At 74.4% G+C, this 17,681-nt stretch carries 9 protein-coding genes; 8 read left to right on the forward strand and 1 reads right to left on the reverse strand.

The window, feature by feature from the left end; translation table 11 throughout:
* Nucleotides 1-126 precede the first annotated feature (126 nt).
* The 5 genes from ACFVGS_RS19100 to ACFVGS_RS19120 all read left to right on the forward strand — a co-directional run bounded on the left by ACFVGS_RS19100 (nt 127) and on the right by ACFVGS_RS19120 (nt 9,050).
* Complete coding sequence (locus tag ACFVGS_RS19100; protein WP_384411069.1) at nt 127-1,131, forward strand: SPFH domain-containing protein; 1,005 nt, start codon at nt 127-129, stop codon at nt 1,129-1,131.
* Nucleotides 1,128-2,021, forward strand: coding sequence for a hypothetical protein (locus ACFVGS_RS19105; protein WP_385693104.1), 894 nt, complete (start codon nt 1,128-1,130; stop codon nt 2,019-2,021). Before ACFVGS_RS19100 ends, ACFVGS_RS19105 begins: the two co-directional genes overlap by 4 nt.
* A gap of 312 nt (nt 2,022-2,333) precedes the next feature.
* Nucleotides 2,334-3,182: a GNAT family N-acetyltransferase gene (locus tag ACFVGS_RS19110; RefSeq protein WP_384411063.1), complete on the forward strand. Its 849-nt coding sequence runs from the start codon at nt 2,334-2,336 to the stop codon at nt 3,180-3,182.
* A 594-nt stretch (nt 3,183-3,776) separates the two neighbouring features.
* Nucleotides 3,777-5,477, forward strand: a complete 1,701-nt coding sequence (locus tag ACFVGS_RS19115; RefSeq protein ID WP_384411168.1) for a S8 family serine peptidase — start codon at nt 3,777-3,779, stop codon at nt 5,475-5,477.
* Nucleotides 5,478-5,726: 249 nt separating this feature from the next.
* Nucleotides 5,727-9,050, forward strand: coding sequence for an AAA family ATPase (locus ACFVGS_RS19120; RefSeq protein WP_385693105.1), 3,324 nt, complete (start codon nt 5,727-5,729; stop codon nt 9,048-9,050).
* 56 nt (nt 9,051-9,106) lie between these two features.
* Here ACFVGS_RS19120 and ACFVGS_RS19125 read toward each other — a convergent pair whose 3' ends face one another.
* Nucleotides 9,107-9,916, reverse strand: coding sequence for a caspase family protein (locus ACFVGS_RS19125; RefSeq protein ID WP_384411058.1), 810 nt, complete (start codon nt 9,914-9,916; stop codon nt 9,107-9,109).
* A gap of 106 nt (nt 9,917-10,022) precedes the next feature.
* Here ACFVGS_RS19125 and ACFVGS_RS19130 point away from each other — a divergent pair, with 106 nt between their 5' ends.
* From ACFVGS_RS19130 to ACFVGS_RS19140, 3 genes are all read left to right on the forward strand, one after another.
* The gene (locus tag ACFVGS_RS19130) at nt 10,023-10,886 is read left to right on the forward strand and encodes a DNA/RNA non-specific endonuclease (RefSeq protein WP_384411055.1); all 864 of its coding nucleotides are present in this window, start codon (nt 10,023-10,025) and stop codon (nt 10,884-10,886) included.
* Between the two features lie 117 nt (nt 10,887-11,003).
* The gene (locus ACFVGS_RS19135; RefSeq protein WP_385693106.1) at nt 11,004-16,490 is read left to right on the forward strand and encodes a trypsin-like peptidase domain-containing protein; all 5,487 of its coding nucleotides are present in this window, start codon (nt 11,004-11,006) and stop codon (nt 16,488-16,490) included.
* A gap of 74 nt (nt 16,491-16,564) precedes the next feature.
* Complete coding sequence (locus tag ACFVGS_RS19140; RefSeq protein ID WP_385693107.1) at nt 16,565-17,668, forward strand: trypsin-like serine peptidase; 1,104 nt, start codon at nt 16,565-16,567, stop codon at nt 17,666-17,668.
* The last annotated feature ends 13 nt before the right edge of the window (nt 17,669-17,681 follow it).

Consider the following 17,681-nt stretch of genomic DNA (forward strand, 5'->3'; position numbering starts at 1 on the left):
CGTCTCGACCTCCGTCTTCCGTCTCGGCCTCGGTCGCGGTGCCGCCCGCCAACCACGCTCCATCTCGTCACCTTGACGACAACTCCCTCGACCTCCTATCGTCACACTGACGACAAGGAGGGTCCCATGGCCGACATCACCCGCCGCGCAGGCTGGCGGCACCTGCGCTCCGCGCCCACCGCGCACATCCGCCACCAGCGGCGCGGGCGGCTCGCGCACGAGGGCGTGGGACTGAGCTTCTGGTTTCGCCCGCTCTCCGCCGCCCTGTCCGAAGTGCCGGTCGACGACCGTGAGCTGGCGATGGCCTTCCATGCCCGCACCGCCGACTTCCAGGACGTGAGCGTCCAGTCCACCGTCACCTACCGGATCGGCGACCCGGCCGCCGCGGCCACCCGGCTCGACTTCTCCGTCGATCCGGACACCGGCGCCTGGCGCGGGACTCCGCTGGAGCAGATCGGCACCCTGCTCACCGAGACCGCGCAGCAGCACGCCCTCGCCGTGCTCGCCCGGATCCCGCTCGCCGAGGCGCTCGTCGACGGCGTGGGGACGGTACGGGACCGGATCGCGGCCGGGCTCGCGGCCGAACCGCGACTGCCCGACACCGGTATCGAGGTCGTGGCGGTGCGCGTCGTGGCCGTGCGCCCGGAGCCCGAGGTCGAGCGCGCGCTGCGCACTCCCGCCCGCGAGCAGATCCAGCAGGAGGCGGACCGGGCGACGTACGAGCGGCGGGCCGTCGCCGTCGAGCGGGAGCGCGCCATCGCCGAGAACGAGCTGGCCAGCAAGATCGAACTGGCCCGGCAGGAGGAGCGCCTGGTCGACCAGCGCGGCATCAACGCGCGCCGCGAGGCGGAGGAGAACGCCGCGGCCGACGCCGTACGGGCGGAGGCCGAGGCCACGCGTACGGTACGGCTCGCCCAGGCCGAGGCGGAGGCCGCGCGGGAGGTCGGCGCGGCGCGTGCCGAGGCACAGAGCGCGTGGCTACGGGCACACGCCGAGGTCGCCCCCGCGACGCTGCACGCGCTCGCCGCGACCCGGGCGGCCGAACAGCTGCCACGCATCGAGCACCTGACGCTCTCGCCGGACGTCGTGACCGGCCTGCTGGCGAGGCTCGGCGGAGGTGCGGGCGCGTGAGTCTGGCCCCGCGGGCGGTGCTGGTCCATCGGACCACGGAGTACGAGGAGTTGCTCGCCCGGCACGGCACGCACGGCCAGGCCGCGTTCCAACTGGCCGCACGCGGGCGCTCGATGGCGGAGGTGCGCGAGCGGCACGAGCGGAACCGGCGGGCGCTCGCCGAGGTGTCCGCCGCCGTGCCGCTGCGCTGGCGCCAGGCCCGGGTCGAGCGCGCCGACCTCGACCGCTTCCTGTTCGGCCCCGAGGACGTGGTCGTGGTCGTCGGGCAGGACGGCCTGGTGGCCAATGCCGCCAAGTACCTGTCGGGGCAGCCGGTGGTCGGGATCGACGACGATCCCGGGCGCAACCCGGGCGTCCTCGTCCGGAACCGGCCGGGTGACGCGCGCCGCCTGCTGCCGTCGGCCACGGGCGCGCGGACGGCGGCGGACGAGCTCACCATGGTCGAGGCCGTCACGGACGACGCACAGCGGCTGCTCGCCCTCAACGAGATCTACATCGGCCCGCCCGGCCACCAGACGGCCCGCTACGTCCTGCGGGCTCCGGCCGCGCCGCCCGAGGCGCAGGCCTCCTCCGGTGTGCTCGTCGGCACGGGGACGGGAGCCACCGGCTGGCTCCGCTCGCTCTGGCACCAGCGCGGGAGCACCCTGCCGCTGCCGGCGCCGTCCGACCCGCGGCTCGCCTGGACGGTACGGGAGGCCTGGCCGTCGCCGGTCACGGGAACGGCCTGCGTGGAGGGTCTGCTGGCGGAGGGGGACGCGCTGGATCTCGTGGTGGAGTCGGACCGGCTGGTCGCCTTCGGCGACGGGATCGAGTCGGACGCGCTGGAGCTGACGTGGGGCCGGTCGGTACGCGTCGGGATCGCGGAGACGGTGTTGCGGCTGGTGGGCTGAGCGGTTGGCGGGATGAGGACTTGACGGCATCAGTGCGTGACGGGATCAGCGCGTGACGGAATCAGCGGTCGCCCGGCTGAGGGGGCGTCCGGCAGCCCGAGAGGTCGGATGCCCGCCCGCCCTCGTCGGGGAGCGATGCGGGCACGGCCGGAAAGCAGCGATGCGGGCGCGGCCGGAAAGCGACGGGGCCGGGCGGGAGTCGCCGCCGGCGCCGCTATGCTCGTCCGCTCCTCCCCCGAACTCCACTCCTCCCCCGAACTCCGCCCCTCCCCGAGCTCCGCCTCCTCCCCCTGCACCGTCGAAGGGACCTCCATGACCCTCCACGTCTCCCGCGCCTCCCTCCAGGACTGGTCACTGGTCCGCGACTGGTGCGCTGCGGAGGGCTGGAACCCGGGCGCGGCGGACGCCCCGGCGTTCTTCGCGCAGGATCCCGAGGGCTTCTTCATGGGGCGGGTGGACGGGGAGCCGGTGTCCGCGATCTCGGTCGTCAACTACGGCGACGACTTTTCCTTCCTGGGCTTCTATCTCGTTCGCCCCGATCTGCGCGGTTCCGGTCACGGTCTGGCGACCTGGCGCACCGCGCTCGCGCACGCGGGCGGGCGGACGGTGGGGCTCGACGGGGTGCCCGCCCAGCAGGACAACTACCGTCGCTCGGGCTTCGCGCCGGCGTACCGCACCGCCCGTTACGTGGGCGAAGTGCCGCTGCCCGACCGTCCGGTGACGGGCGTGGTGGCGGCGGAGCGGGTGGACCGGGCCGAGCTCGCCGCGTACGACAGCGCGTGTCATCCGGCCGACCGGCCGCGCTTCCTCGCCGCCTGGCTCAGCGCGCCGGGCCACCGCGCCCTGGTGCGCCTCACCGACGGGCGCGTCAGCGGCTACGGAGTGGTGCGTCCGGCCGAGCAGGAGGCCCGGATCGGGCCGCTGTTCGCGGACACGCCCGCCGACGCCTCCGCGCTGCTCGACGCCCTCGCCGCCGAGGCCCGCGCCTTCGGCGCCCCGCGCGTCGCCGTCGACATGCCGGAGGCCAATCCGGCCGCGGCCCGCCTCGCGCTGTCCCGTGGCCTGGAACCGACCTTCGAGACGGCCCGCATGTACACGGGACCGGTCCGGGCATTCGCCCAGGACCGCGTCTTCGGGGTGACGACCCTCGAACTCGGCTGAACGAAACATTTCGGCCAACGGCCCCTCTCTCAGGGCGGGCACACCCCAAACGCCACAATCCACACCCTCGTCCGGCCGCGGCGGGAGCGGTCGCGGTCCGGCGTCCGGCGTCCCGCCCCGGTGGCCCCTTCACCCTTGTCACCAGGGCTGACGCCCGCCCCCGCCCCTCCCCCTCCCTCCCCCCGAGGGTGACAAGGGTTTTCCCCGTATCGAGTTCACCTCGGCGTTCCCTACTGTCTGCCGCACCGGCAGATCCTTTCCCCCACCTCAACCTGTCAGGTCCATGAGGACGGGTGGGTGGTGTCCGCCGGGGACGGCCTTGACCCGGGCCGTCGCGCCGGTGGCGGCGCACGGGCCCCCACGCCCAGGGAACGGCGGATCGCGACCCCACTTCGCCCCGCGGTTTCCGCGCCGCCGCCACTGCTCCACTCACGTCGTACTCGAAAGGGCCCCACCTTGAACGGTTCCAGGCGGAGAGTCATATCCGTGGTGGTCGCGAGCGCCGCGATCCTCGGCGCCGCTGCCACCACCTCCGGGGCGTTCGCCGCCGTCCCGGCCGCACCCTCGCCGAAGCCGGCCCCGGCTTCGCAGTCGATGACCGCGCTGCCCAGCGCCCCGGTCGAGAAGGTCATCGTCACCTACAAGTCCTCGTCCGCCGAGGCCGGCTCCAACGCCGCCGCGAAGAGCGACGCGGCCGACAAGGCCGCCGAGACCGGCGAGAAGCTCTCCTTCGAGCGTCGCCTGGCCGGCGGTGCCGCGCTGGTGAACCTGGGCGGTTCCGCGTCCCAGCAGGACGTCGCCGAGGTCATGGCCGCGTTCAAGGCCGACCCGCAGGTCGCCTCCGTCGAGCCCGACATCCGCGCCTACGCGATGGCCGTCGCGCCGAACGACACCGACTACGCCAAGCAGTGGGACCTCTTCGAGGCCACCGGCGGCATGAACGTCCCCACCGCCTGGGACAAGACCACCGGTTCGGGCGTCACCGTCGCCGTCATCGACACCGGCTACGCCGCCCACTCGGACCTGGCGACCAACGTCGTCTCCGGTTACGACTTCATCTCCACCTCCGCCGACGCCCGTGACGGCAACGGCCGCGACGCCGACGCCAAGGACGAGGGCGACTGGAACGCCACCGACGGCGAGTGCGGCACCGGCTCCAAGGCCTCGAACTCCTCCTGGCACGGCACCCACGTGGCCGGCACCATCGGTGCGGTCACGAACAACACCAAGGGCATCGCGGGCATCGCGTACAACGCGAAGATCCAGCCCGTGCGCGTGCTCGGCAAGTGCGGCGGTTCCTCCGCCGACATCGCCGACGCGATCACCTGGGCCTCCGGCGGCACCGTGCCGGGCGTCCCGGCGAACCCGACCCCGGCCAAGGTCATCAACCTGAGCCTGGGCGGCGCCAGCGCCTCCTGCCCGAGCGTCTACCAGACCGCGATCAACGGCGCCGTCTCGCGCGGTACCACCGTCGTCGTCGCCGCGGGCAACAGCAACGCCAACGCGTCCGGCTTCACTCCCGCGAACTGCTCGAACGTCATCACCGTGGCGTCGACCAGCCGCGAGGGCAACCGGTCGTACTACTCCAACTACGGCACCATCGTGGACGTGGCGGCCCCGGGCGGCGAGACCCGCCGCGCGACCGACACGCCCGGCACCGTGACCACGCCCGAGAACGGCATCTACTCCACGCTGAACTCCGGCACGACCGTCCAGTCGACCGAGAACTACAAGCCCTACCAGGGCACCTCGATGGCGGCCCCGCACATCGCCGGCCTCGCCGCCCTGCTGAAGTCGGCCAAGTCGACGCTGACCCCGGCCGAGATCGAGTCGACGATCAAGACCAACGCCCGCCCGCTGCCCGGCACCTGCACCGGCGGCTGCGGCACCGGCATCGCGGACGCCGCGAAGTCGGTGGAGGCGGTCACCGGCACCACCACGCCGCCGACCGGCACGGTCTTCACCAACGCGAACAACGTGACGATCTCGGACAACACCACCGTGTCCTCCTCGATCGCCGTCACCGGCCTCACCGGCAACGCCCCCGCCGCCCTCAAGGTCGACGTGGACATCAAGCACACCTGGCGCGGGGACCTGGTCATCGACCTGATCGCCCCCGACGGCACCGTGCGCAACCTGAAGGCCTCCTCCGGTTCCGACAGCGCCGACAACGTGCTCGCCACCTACACGGTGGACGCGTCCAGCGAGGTCGCCAACGGCACCTGGAAGCTCCAGGTCCGCGATGTGGCCTCGGGTGACACCGGCTACATCGACTCGTGGAGCCTGACCTTCTGAGCCGGCCGACTCGCTCGCGAGTCGCCGCCTGATCACCCCCCACACACCAGCATCATCGCTGGTCAGCGAAGCGCCCGTGGTCTACACCACGGGCGCTTCCGGCAGTTGGGGACGCCCGTCTCCGGGACGGCTGACCGGGGTCCGCTGTCCGTATGCCGGACAAGGGGCCTGGACTGGGGCGCCGTGCTCCGTATTCTCTGCGCAACGGGCTCACGGGCAGGGCCCGAGCGCCGGAGGGGTGGTGGACACATGACGACAGCGCCGCTCCGGCCTGCTCCAGTGGGCCGGGAGGAACTCCTGGCCCGGCTCGAACGCGTTCTCCACGCCAGGGGCCGTGCGCTGCTGACCGGTCCCGCCGGCGTCGGCAAGACCGAGGTCGCCGTCGCGGCGGCCGCCCGTGCCGAGGCGCGCGGCGAGACGGTCCTGTGGCTCGCCACGCTCCCCGCCGACCGCGCGATACCCGGCGCGGCCGCCGCCGCGCTCGTCGCGTCCGTGGCCGCGACGGTCACCTGGCCGGGCCCGGCGGCGCCCGCGCCCGTTCCCTCGCCCCGGTCCGCGACGGCGGCGACCGGCGGTGCCTCCGGTACCGGTGAGCACACGACGGCCGAGGGCCGCACGCCGGCCGCCTCCGGCGCCGCCTCGCCCGCCTTCGCCGGTTCCGGTTCCGCTTCCGGGTCCGGCCATCCGTACGCCGGCGGCGGCGCCACGGGCGGTGACGACCGGCTCGCCGGCTCCTCTGCCGCAGCGGGGTCCGCCGGACCGGGACCGGCCGGTCACGGGTCCGCCGGCTCCGGACCCGCCGGCGGGCACGAGGGCGGTTGCCCGCACGCCTCCGCACCCGGCCTGGGCGTGATCGCCTCCGGCGTCTTCGACGGTCTGCCGGGGCCGCAGCGGGCGGCCGTCGCGATGCTGTGCCGGGAGGCGCCGCCGGAGGAAGGCGGCTGGGACCCGATCGCGCTGCGGCTCGGGCTCGCGGGCATCCTGCGGGCGCTGACCGTCCGCGGCCCCGCGCTGCTCGTGGTCGACGGGATGCAGCACCTCGACCCGGAGAGCGCCGACCTGCTCCGCTTCGCCCTCCATCTGGCTCCGCCCGCGCTGCGGGTGATCGCCGTCGAGACGCCCGAGGCGTACGCGGCGTACGGCACGGGCTACGGCATCACCGGCGGCACGGGCTACGGCGTCACCGGCGGCACGGGGGCCACGGGCTCCGGCGGTACGGGGGCCACGGGCTCCGGCGGTACGGCGGGCGGGCTCGCCGAGACCTCCTCCGGGCCCGTCACGGGCTCCGCGGCGGACTCCTCGGGCAGCGCCGCGGTCTACGGCAAGGACCCGCACGAGACGCGGCTGTGGGTGCCGTCGGAGGCCGACGTGCTGCTCGTACCGCCGCTGCACGCCGACGAGATCGCCGAGCTGCTCATCCACCACCGGCTGCCGTCCCGGATGGCCGGCCGCATCCACAAGGCGAGCGGCGGCAATCCGCGGCTCGCGCTGGCCGTGGGCCGCTCGCTGGCCGACGCCCGGACGCCGGTGCACCACGCGGAGGCGCTGACGCTGTCCGGGCGGGCCCGGGACCTGGCCCGGCAGCTGCTCGGCGCCGCGCCGCCCGAGGTGCGCGCGACGCTGCTCCTGGCGGCCCTGGCGCTGCGGCCCACCGCGACGCTGGTCCGCCGGGCCGGCCGGCCCGGCGCCGAGGCCGACCTGGCCGCGGCCGAGCGGGCCGGTCTGGTGTCGCTGTCCGAGGACGGCACCGTCGCGTTCACGGCCGGGCTGCTGCCCTCCACCCTGGTGCACGACGCCTGCTGGGCCGAACGCAGCGCCGGACACGCGGCGCTGGCGCGGGTCGTGGACGACCCGGTGGAGTCGGTGCGGCACCGGGCGCTCGCCACCGACGCGCCGGACGAGGAGCTGGCCGCCGAGGTCGCCGAGGCCGCGGACCTCGCGCGGCGGCGCGGCAACAGCGCGCTGGCGGCCGAACTGGCCCTGCTCGCCGCGGAGTCGACGCCGGGCAGGAACGGGCAGCAGCGGATCGCCCGCCTGGTGGACGCGGCGGAGGAGGCCGCCCGCGCGGCCCGCGCCGATCTGGCGATGCGCGCCGCGACGGATCTCCTCGCCCGGGACGCGGCGCCCGCGGACCGGGTCCGGGCCAGGCTCGCCGTGCTCGACACGGCGGGCCAGGGACTGACCGGCCTGGACGAGATGTACGTGCACGCGATGGAGGACTCCGAGGGCGACACCGCGCTGCGGGCCGCCGTCCAGCTCCGACTGGCGGTCAAGTACGTGCTGGCGGACGGCGATCCGCTGCGTTCGCGGGCCGCCGCGATGGAGTCGGCCGAGCTGGCCGCCTCGATGGGCGACCCGCGGACGGCCGCCCAGGCCCTGACCGTACAGGCGCGCATGGAGCGGGCCCTCGGCTCGTCGGACGCGGAGGCCGTGCTCGCGCAGGCGCGGGCCCTGGAGACGGCCGAGCGGCCGGCCGGGATCCGCAACGCGGCACAGATCCTGACCATCCGTCACGCCCTGTTCGACGGTCGGCTCGTGGACGCCAGGACGCAGCTCAACGCGCTGCTGCCGCTGGTGCAGCGGCGTGGTTCGGTGGAGGACGCGATCGAGCTGCTGAGCACGCTCGCGGAGATCGAGTCGCGGATCGGCCCGTGCGCGTCCGCGCTCGCGCACGCCGGGCAGTCGCTCGCGCTGACCCTGGAGGCGGGGCTCTCGCCGGGGCCCGCCTGGTACGCCCTCGCGCTGGCCGAGACCGCCGGCGGCAGCTTCGCCCGGGCGGCGAGCTACGCCCGGCGCAGTGTGCAGGCCTCGGAGGAGGAGGGCGACCGGGTCTTCCTGTCCCGCAGTCTGTACGCGCTGGGCCGGGTGCAGCTGGTGAACGGGGACGTCGCGGCGGCGCTGGAGACGCTGCGCCGGGTGGAGAGCAACGAGCGCGCCCAGTCCACGGTGGATCCGTCGATGCTGCGCTGGCACGAGGAGCTGGCGGAGGCGCTGCTCGCGCACGACGCGGTGGACGAGGCGATGGCGGTCCTCGCGGAGGTACGCCCGGTGTGTGAACGGCTCGGCCGGACGACGGTGCTGCTCGGCTGCGACCGGGCGTACGCGCTGTGCCTGGCGGCTGAGGGCCGTACGGATTCGGCGGCGGAGCTGCTCGCGGGCACGGCGGCCCGGTTCGGCGAGGCGGAGCTGCCGCTGGAGCAGGGCCGGGCGCTGGTCGCGCTGGCCCGCGTGGAGCGCCGGCGGCGGCGGCGCTCGGCCGCGCAGGCGGCGTTGCACTCGGCTGCGGCGACGTTCGAGCGGGTCGGCGCGGTGCCGTGGCTCGCACTCACGAGCGAGGCGCCGGCCGGTCCGGCCGGCGAGGGACCGGTGGGTGAGGACGCGCTGCCGGGTCTGGCCTCGCTGACGGAGGCGGAGCTGAGGCTCGCGCGTCTGGTGGGGCAGGGCGCCAGCAACCAGGAGGCGGCGGCGAAGCTGTACCTGAGCGTGAAGACGGTGGAGGCGCGGCTGACGCGGATCTACCAGAAGCTCGACGTCCGCTCGCGCTCCCAGCTCGCCACCGCCCTCCGGCCGTGAGCCCTGTCCCGTGGGCCCCTGAGCCCGTGAGCCCGTGAGCCCGTGACCCGTTCGGCTCACACGGTGAACGGGCGCTGACCCAGGTACGCCGTCGAGGGCGCTCCGGTCGTGTGGAGGTTCGGGCTCTGGGTGGGCGGGAGCCTGCGCTGGATCGCCCGGTGGAAGGTGCGGTAGTCGCCGCGGAAGGCACCGTCGCCCCAGACCCCGAGCAGCGCCTCGGTGAAGGCTCCGTTGACGGGTCCGTCGGCGGCGGTCTGGTTGTCCTGGCAGGCCGAGATCAGGATCACCGGAGGTCCCTGTCCGTCGCCCGCGGCGGCGGCGTCCTTGGCGATCGTGCGCTGCAGGTCGTCGTAGAAGTCGCGGTCGCGCTCGTAGAGTTCGACCTGCTTCGGTTCGGGCAGGTAGCGGCCGGTGACGTCGGTGACGCCGGGGATCTCGATGCTGGTGCCGCTGTGGCAGCAGTCGAAGAGGGTGAAGATCCGTACGCCGTCGTGGAAGCGCAGGAACTCCTGGTGGACCTCGTCGTCGAGGAACTGGCGGTCGTAGAGGACCAGGGTCTCGTCGCGCCGGTCGGGTTCGTCGTCGGGGCCGGTGACGTCCGGGACCTGCCCGCCGTGGCCGGAGTAGGTGAAGAGCAGGATGTCACCGGCGGCGAGCCGTTCGGCCGCCGCGCGCAGCTCGGTGACGACCCGGTCGACGGTGCCCTCGCGGGTGAGGACGACGGTGTCCTCGAAGCCGGCGGCGCGCGCCAGGCGTGCCATGTCGCGGGCGTCGTTCTCACAGGCCACGAGCGTGCCGTCCCAGCCGCCGTAGCGGTCGGGGTCGACGCTGTTGAGGCCTACGTGCAGGGAGATTCCGGTGGGCATGGGGTGCCTCCTTGGCCGGATCGGAGGGGGGCACCGGGGCGTCTGTTCGAGTGGCCTGCGGGTCCGGTGCCGTGGGCGGCCCTCATCCGCGCGGTACTTACATCGTATGAACCCAAGCGACACCCGGCACGGCCGGCCGCCGGACGAGCCCACCGGTTACGACGAGAACTTCCTCGGCCCGACCGTGCCGCTGGCCCTGCCGGCCCGCACCGCCGTGGAGACCGTGATCCTGCCGTACACCCATTTCACCGTCGTCTTCCGGCCCGACCGGCGGCTCGCCGCCTCGACGGCCGTCTGCATCGAGGGCGCCGAGCTGCTCGACGACGTGCCGCGCGACGACAAGTGGCTGTACGATCCGCGGCTGCCCCGGGAGCAGCAGGCGGGCGATGACGTCTACCGGAACAACAGCCTGGACCGCGGCCATCTGGTGCGGCGCCTCGACCCGGTGTGGGGCGCGGCGGCGGTGGCCGGCCGGGCGAACACGGACACCTTCCACTTCACCAACGCCGCCCCGCAGGCGGACGTGTTCAACCAGGGCAAACAGCTGTGGCAGGGCATCGAGAACTACCTCCTCGACCACGCGGCGCAGTACGACCGCAAGCTGGTGGTGCTCACCGGGCCGGTGCTCCAGGACTCCGATCCGCCGTACCGGGGCATCCAGGTGCCGTTGCGCTTCTGGAAGGTGGCCGCGTTCATGCAGGACGGGGCGCTGGCGGCGACGGCGTACGTGCTCGACCAGAGCCCGGACCTCAGCCGGGACGCGGACCGCGCGTTCGCCGGGGCGAAGGCGGGCGCGCCGCCGCCGCTCGGGCCCTTCCGCACGTACCAGGTGCCGGTGTCGGACGTCGCCGAGATCACCGAGCTGGAGCTCGGGCCGCTGCCGGACGTGGACCTGATGCCGCCGATGCGGGCACCGGAGGAACGCTGGCGGCGCCTCGAGTCGTACGAGGACATCGCGATGACGGACTGAGAGCGGTCCGGCCGCCCGGGCGGCGCCCGCAGCGATTGCGGGCGCCTGCGCCCGGCGGGACGATGACAGCAGCGAGCAGGTGTCCCCATCGGCGCGGGGACACCGGGCAGGTGCGTCATGCCGCTCACCGAGACGGAGTGGGGTCTCGTCACCAGCTGGGTGCGGGACCATCTCCTCGACGATCCCGATCCGCGGGCCGCGCTGCTCCGGACCCCTCTGACCGCGGAGTTCGTGGCCGGTCTGCCGCTCACCCCTGACCGGGAGGCCAGCGCCCGGGTGGTGGTGGCAGCGGCACGCCGGGACATCGCGGACCAGCGCAGACTGCTCGACGCGCTGGCCCGGCTCGACGTCCTCGACCGGCTCGACGCCATCGACTCCGTCGGCCGCGGCATGGCGGTACGGGCGCTGCGCGGCCGGCTGCGCGAGGACGAGGAGGTCCGGCACTCGGCGCGCGACCCGTTCGAGGCGGTGGTCCTGCGGAACGGCAGCGAGGTGTTCATCGGCCGCGCTGAGCTGCGCGGCACGCTGCGCAGGTTCGTGGCGGACCCGGAGCAGACGGTCCTGGTGGTGGACGGGGAGCCGGACAGCGGCCGCTCGTACACGTACCGGCTGATCCGCCATCTGGGGCAGCACAACGAGTTCCGTCCGGTGCGGGTGACGCTGACGCGGACGTCGACGGCGGAGCGGCTGGTGGCGCGGCTCTGGGAGTTCGTGGCGGGGCCGGAGGCGGACGGATTCCCGTTGAATCCGACACGGTTGAACGATCCACTGCCCTCGATCGACGACGCGGTGCACCGGATCGTGAGCCGGGCGACGGCCGCCGAGGACCGGTTCTGGCTGGTGCTCGACGAGTGCGACGCGCTCGATCCGAACTCCGACGTCTGGGACTGCATCGGCAAGCTCGCGCTCGCGATCTACGAGTACACGCCGGTGCGGAAGGAGACCGTGCCGCGCCTGGTGCTGCTCGGCTACTCCACGACGCTGCACCAACTCCCGTACGACATCAGGATGAACGAGTGTCACGACACGGCGGTCCCGGCCGGTCCTGAGGAACTGCGGGACTTCTTCGCCCGGTTCTTCCGCGAGAGCTCCGGCGCTCCGGACGCCGACCTCCCGCCCGGGCTCGTGGAGAGGACCGTCACGGAGGTGCTGCGGGCGGTCGACTCGGCGGACCCGGCCGAGAGTTACATGCGGCGGGTGTGCACGGCGGTCGAAGAGGCGGTACGGATCCATCTCCGCCTGGGGCCCGGAGAGGACTTCACCGCCCGGCTCCGCACCGCACTGGGCTCCCCCGTGGCGCCCGTGGTGTCCGCCGTGCCCGAGCTGCGTCGCGCCTACCGTGAGGCCGCCTGTCTCCTGGACGCCTTCGACCCGGCGGAGCTGCGGCTGCCCGGCGAACGCGAGGCGAGCGGCCTGGCCCTGCAGCTCGTGGACGACTGCACGGCCCTCGCCACCCCGCAGCGCTCGGTGTGCTGGGTGCTGACCCCGGAGGTCCGGGCCGAGACCCTGCGCGGCCTCGCGGGACCCCGGGCCGCCCTGACGGTGCTCGCCGCCAACGGCGACGCGCTGCCGGCGGACGCCGGCGTGGCACGCGCCGCACTGGCCCTGCTGGCGAACGCGGAGGCTCCGGGACGGCCGGGCGGGACCCCGGCCGGCACGTGGCCCGGCACCGCGTCGGGTCACCTGTCGTCCGCCCCGGCCGACGCCGCGACGGAAGCCCTGCTCGCCGACGCGGACGTGGAGAAGCTGTCCGACGTCCTCCAGGCGGTGCTCTGGCTGGAGCAGGTGCCGGGTACGGCCGGACTGCTGCCGTCCGTCGAGGACCTGCAGCACCGCCTGGAGCGGGCCCGGCTGCTGCAGCCGCTGCGGCACCTCGTCCGCGACACCTTCCACGGCCGTACGCGCGAACTCGACGCGCTGCGCACCTACATCGCACTGCCGACCGAGCCGGCCGAGCCGCCCGTGCTGCTGCACGGCATCGGCGGCATCGGCAAGAGCACCCTGCTCGCCCGCTTCCTCGTGGACAGCCTGCGCGAGGCCGCGCCCGAGGGATTCCCCTTCGCCTACATCGACTTCGAGCGCCCGACGCTGTCCATCCATGAACCTTCCACCCTCGTCGCCGAGGCGGCCCGGCAGCTGGGCATCCAGTACCCGGACCACCGGGAGGCCTTCGACTCGCTCGCCGACCGCTGCGGCGAGACCGCCAGCGTCCAGCGCGGCGAGCGCAACGAGCTGGACGAGCTGTCGCGGCTCTCCGCGACCCGCGCCACCTACGGCCGCGACTACTCGGCCGGCTTCCACTCCCGCGCCAGCGCCCGCGAACAGGACCTCGCCCGCGAACTGGCGAACCTGGTCGCGAAGGCCGTCGCCACGCCGCCGGGCGCGATGGAGCCGCCGCTGATCATCGCGGTCGACTCGTTCGAGGAGGCCCAGTACCGCGGTTCGCCGCTCATCTCCCGCATGTGGGCGGTGTGGACGGCGCTGCGCTCCGCCTATCCGCGGCTGCGGTGGGTCGCGGCCGGCCGGGCGCCCATCGACCACCCGGCCCGGGTCCTCACCCCCCGCACCATGGAGCTCACGGAACTCGACGAGCAGGCCTCGGTCGACCTCCTGATCTCGTCCGGCGTCAAGAACGAGACGGTGGCGCACGATCTGTACGCGCAGGTGGGCGGCCACCCGCTGAGCCTCAGGCTGGCGGCCCGTACCGCGGTCTCGCTCGGCGAGGACGCCGAGTCGCTCGGCGAGCTGCTGCACGGCGTGACGTCGCGGCGGCGGCTGCACAGCAGCGTGGACCAGATGCTGATCCAGGGCACGCTGTACGACCGGCTGCTCAACCACATCGCCGACCCGGCCGTGCGGGCCCTCGCCCAGGCGGGTCTCGCGCTGCGGGTCATCACGCCGGAGCTGGTGCGCGAGGTGCTCGCGGAGCCCGCCGGGCTGGCGGAGCCGTCCGTCGCGGAGGCGGGGCGGCTGTTCGGGCTGCTGACCTCACGGCTCGACCTGATGGAGTCGGCGGGGCCGCGGGCGATCAGGCACCGGCCCGACCTGCGCTCGATCATGCTGCGGCTCTCCGACGGCGCGCGGACCGACCTGATGCGCGCGGTCGACGCCCGCGCGGTCGACTGGTACGCGGCCCGCGACACCGTCCGTGACCGGGCCGAGGAGATCTACCACCGGCTGCGCCTCGGCGAGAACCCCCGGACGGTCGAGGCCCGCTGGCTGCCGGGCGTGGAGCAGCACCTGGCGGGCGCCGAGCGGGACATGGCGCCGCGTTCGGCCGCCTTCCTGCTCGGCCGGATCGGCGGGCACGTGCCGGACCAGATCATGGCCGAGGCCGACCAGGAGGACTGGGAGCGGATCACCGCCCGCGAGGTCGAGGACCTGCTCACCCAGGGCTATGTGGAGGCGGCCGCCCAGCGGCTCGCCGAGCGCCGGCCGTGGACGCCGTGCAGCAGGCTGCACGCCCTGCTCGTGGAGACCCTGGCGCGCTCGGGGCGGGCGGAGGACGCGCGGGAGACGGCCGAGCGGGCGGTGGACCGGGCGGAGGAGGCGGGCTGCGCGGAGACCCGTCTGGAGCTGCTCCAGCTGTCCGCGCGGCTCGCGCAGGACGCGGGTGACTTCGACGACGCCGACCGCGACCTCCAGGAGGCCGAGGACGTGGCGGCGGGGCTCGGGCTGCCCTACGAGTCGATCGGTGTGCTCGTGGCCAGGTCCCGGCTGGCCGCCGCGGCGAACGTGAACTCGGAGGAGACCGACGCACGGCTCGCCCGGCGGCTGCGCGGGCTGCCCGACGAGGACCTGGCCCGGCAGCCGGCGCTGGCCCGCGCGGCGGCGGTCTCGGCCTGCCGGGTCGACCCGCCGGCCCTGGCCCGCGCGCTGCGCCTGGTGGGGCTGCCGGAGGACGACGAGGCGGTGGTCTCGGCCCTCGCCCGCTGGTTCGACACGGCGATGGCCGACGAGCCGCAGCTGCGCGAACCGCTGGCCCGCATCCTGGAGTCGGCCGCCGCCGGCGCTCCGGCGGCGGGCGCTTCGGCGGCCGGCGCCCCGACGACCGGCGTATCGACGGCCGCCGCTCCGGTGGCCGGCCGTGGCATCGGCGGCGGGCCCGCCCACGCGCCCGGCACGTCCGCCGCGGCCGGGCACGCGCCCACCCACCTGCCCGCGTCCGGGTCCGCGGCCGCGGCCGCGTCGGGCGTCTTCACCGCGCCGATGCCGCCCGACCGGGTCGAGGAGGCGCTGCGGGAGGCGCGGCGCCACGGCACCCTGGACAGCCTTGCCTGGCGGGCGCTGACGCTCGACGACCGCAGCGGCGATCTCCTGGTCGGTGTCGCCGCCGCCGTCGAGGCCGGCTCGGTGCTGCGCAACCGCGGCAGCGGCCCGGGATACGGGCCGGTGCCGGGCGGCACGGACCTGGTGGGGCTCACCCCGCCGCCGGACCAGGCCGAGGCGGCGTGGCGGGAGGAGCCGTATCTCAGCTCCGACGAGCTGCTCGGCGTGGAGAACGCGGCCATGGAGGCGGGTCTCGCCGACCGGGCGCTGCGCGGCCGGCTGTTCACGGGGATCAAGGACCACTTCTGGATGGCGCTGCTGCCGCAGCCGACCCCGTTCCGGCAGCTCCAGTCCGACCTGCGGACGATGAACCGGGTCGAGCGGCTGATGGAGGGCGAGGTGCCGCTGGAGCTGTGGCTGCGCAACGCCATCGGCCTGGCCGCCGACCTCGGCGCGGTCGCCGTCTTCCAGCGGGCGCTCGACCACGTGGTGCGGGACGCGGCGGGCGAGCCCGAGCTGCCGGACGAACTGCTGCTGCCGGAGTTCAAGGAGGAGATCGTCGTCCGGGACGACATGGTGCCCTTCGAGTTCCTGTACGAGGGCTTCGTGGCCGGCGCGGCCGTCGCCCGTGTCACCGTGCCTCCGTACGAGTCGGGGCAGCAGCTCCACCCCGCGTACCCGCACGTCGGCACCGGCTGGCTGATCGCGCCCGGGCTGCTCGTCACCAACCACCATGTGGTGAACGCCCGTAACGGCATCGGCGCCGGTCGCAAGCGGGTCGCGGAGGAGGACCTCCAGCTCCAGGTGCGCAACTCCCGCTCGCGCTTCGACTACGGCGCCGACCAGGCCGAGACCGAGGAGGCCACGGCCTCGGGGCTGGTCGCCTGGGACGAGCAGCTCGACTACGCCATCCTGCGGCTGACGACCGCCCAGCCGGAGCGGATGGTGCTGCGGGTGGCGACCGCGCCCTGCGAGGCCTTGGGGAACGCTCCGCAGGCGGTCAACATCATCCAGCATCCCAAGGGCATGCCGAAGCGGGTCGCGCTGCGCAACAACCTGGTGTACCAGGCGGATGACAAGAACCTCGCCTACTTCACCGACACCCAGGGCGGTTCCTCCGGCTCGCCCGTCTTCACCGACCGCTGGACGGTCGTCGCGCTGCACCGCGGGGCGCGCCGGGTCAGCGACCTCGACTACCAGGGACGGACGACGGCGGTGGTCAACGTCGGCACCCAGATGAGCTGCATCCTCGCCCATCTGCGGGAGAACCGGCCCGAGTTGTACGAGGAGATCATGGCGGCGCAGGCGGCGCTGCCGCGGGAACCCGAGCTGTGACGGGCGGAGGACGACAGGCGGACGCGACCGGCGAAAGACGGCAGGCGACAGGCGACAGGCGGAGGTGACGGGAGATGAGCTACGGATCACGCAGCGGCTCGCACAGCGGGTCGCCGGTCGCGACCGGCCCCGAGCAGGTCTTCGGCGACCTGGGGGAGGTGGCCGCGCGGGTGCGCGGCCGGCTCGAACAGGAGCTGGAGATCCAGGAGTCCGCCGAGCAGCTGCCGCCCGGTGCCGCCCCGGCCGCCGAGATCGGCCGCTTCGCCCAGGAGGAACGGGCCCGGGTCCTGGAGGCCGGGGTGACCGGCCTGGAGAAGCTGGCCGAGGGCCGGGCGGAGGAGATCGACGAGGACGAGTACTTCGGGGTGGAGGCGATCGTCCTCCTGGAGGGCCGGCCCGCCGTCCTGGTGCAGGGGCAGGACTTCGCCTCGCAGGAGGGCGACTGGTCGGTGCTCGACGCGAGCCGGGCCGCGATCCGCGAGTCCATCGCCCGGGTGGGGCGGGTGGAGATCACCGGGCATCCCAGCCTGGAATGGCTCGGCACGGCATTCGTGGTGGGTCCCGAGGCGGTGATGACCAACCGGCACGTGGCGGCCGAGTTCAGCCGCGCCGAGGGCGCGGGCTGGACCTTCCAGCAGGGCATGACCGCCCGGGTGGACCCCGGCGAGGAACTGCCGGCGCATCAGGCGCCCGGTCCGGTGCCGGCCGCCGGCCCGCTGCCGTACGAGGTCACCGAGGTGATCGGGATCCATCCGGACGTGGACATGGCCCTGCTGCGGATCGTCCCGCCGGACGGCGAGCCGCTGCCGTCGCCGCTGGCGGTCGCCGCCGACGCCCCGGCGAGTCTGCCCGGCCGGCCGGTGTACGTCATCGGCTATCCGGCCTGGGACGGGCGCCGCAACGAGCCGGAGTCCATGCGGCGGATCTTCATGGACATCTACAACGTGAAGCGGCTGCAGCCGGGGATGGCCACCGAGTTCACGCCCGGCGGCATGGTGATGCGCCACGACTGCTCCACCCTCGGCGGCAACAGCGGCTCCCCGGTCTTCGACCTCACGGACCACCGGGTCCTGGGTCTCCACTTCGGCGGCCGCTACCGGATCGGGAACGTGGCCGTGCCGTTGTGGGAGCTGGTGGACGATCCGCTCCTCGCTCAGGCCAAGGTCAACTGGGTCTGACCGGCGCGGGGCG

Source organism: Streptomyces sp. NPDC127114 (assembly GCF_042677525.1).
Taxonomy (GTDB): Bacteria; Actinomycetota; Actinomycetes; order Streptomycetales; family Streptomycetaceae; genus Streptomyces.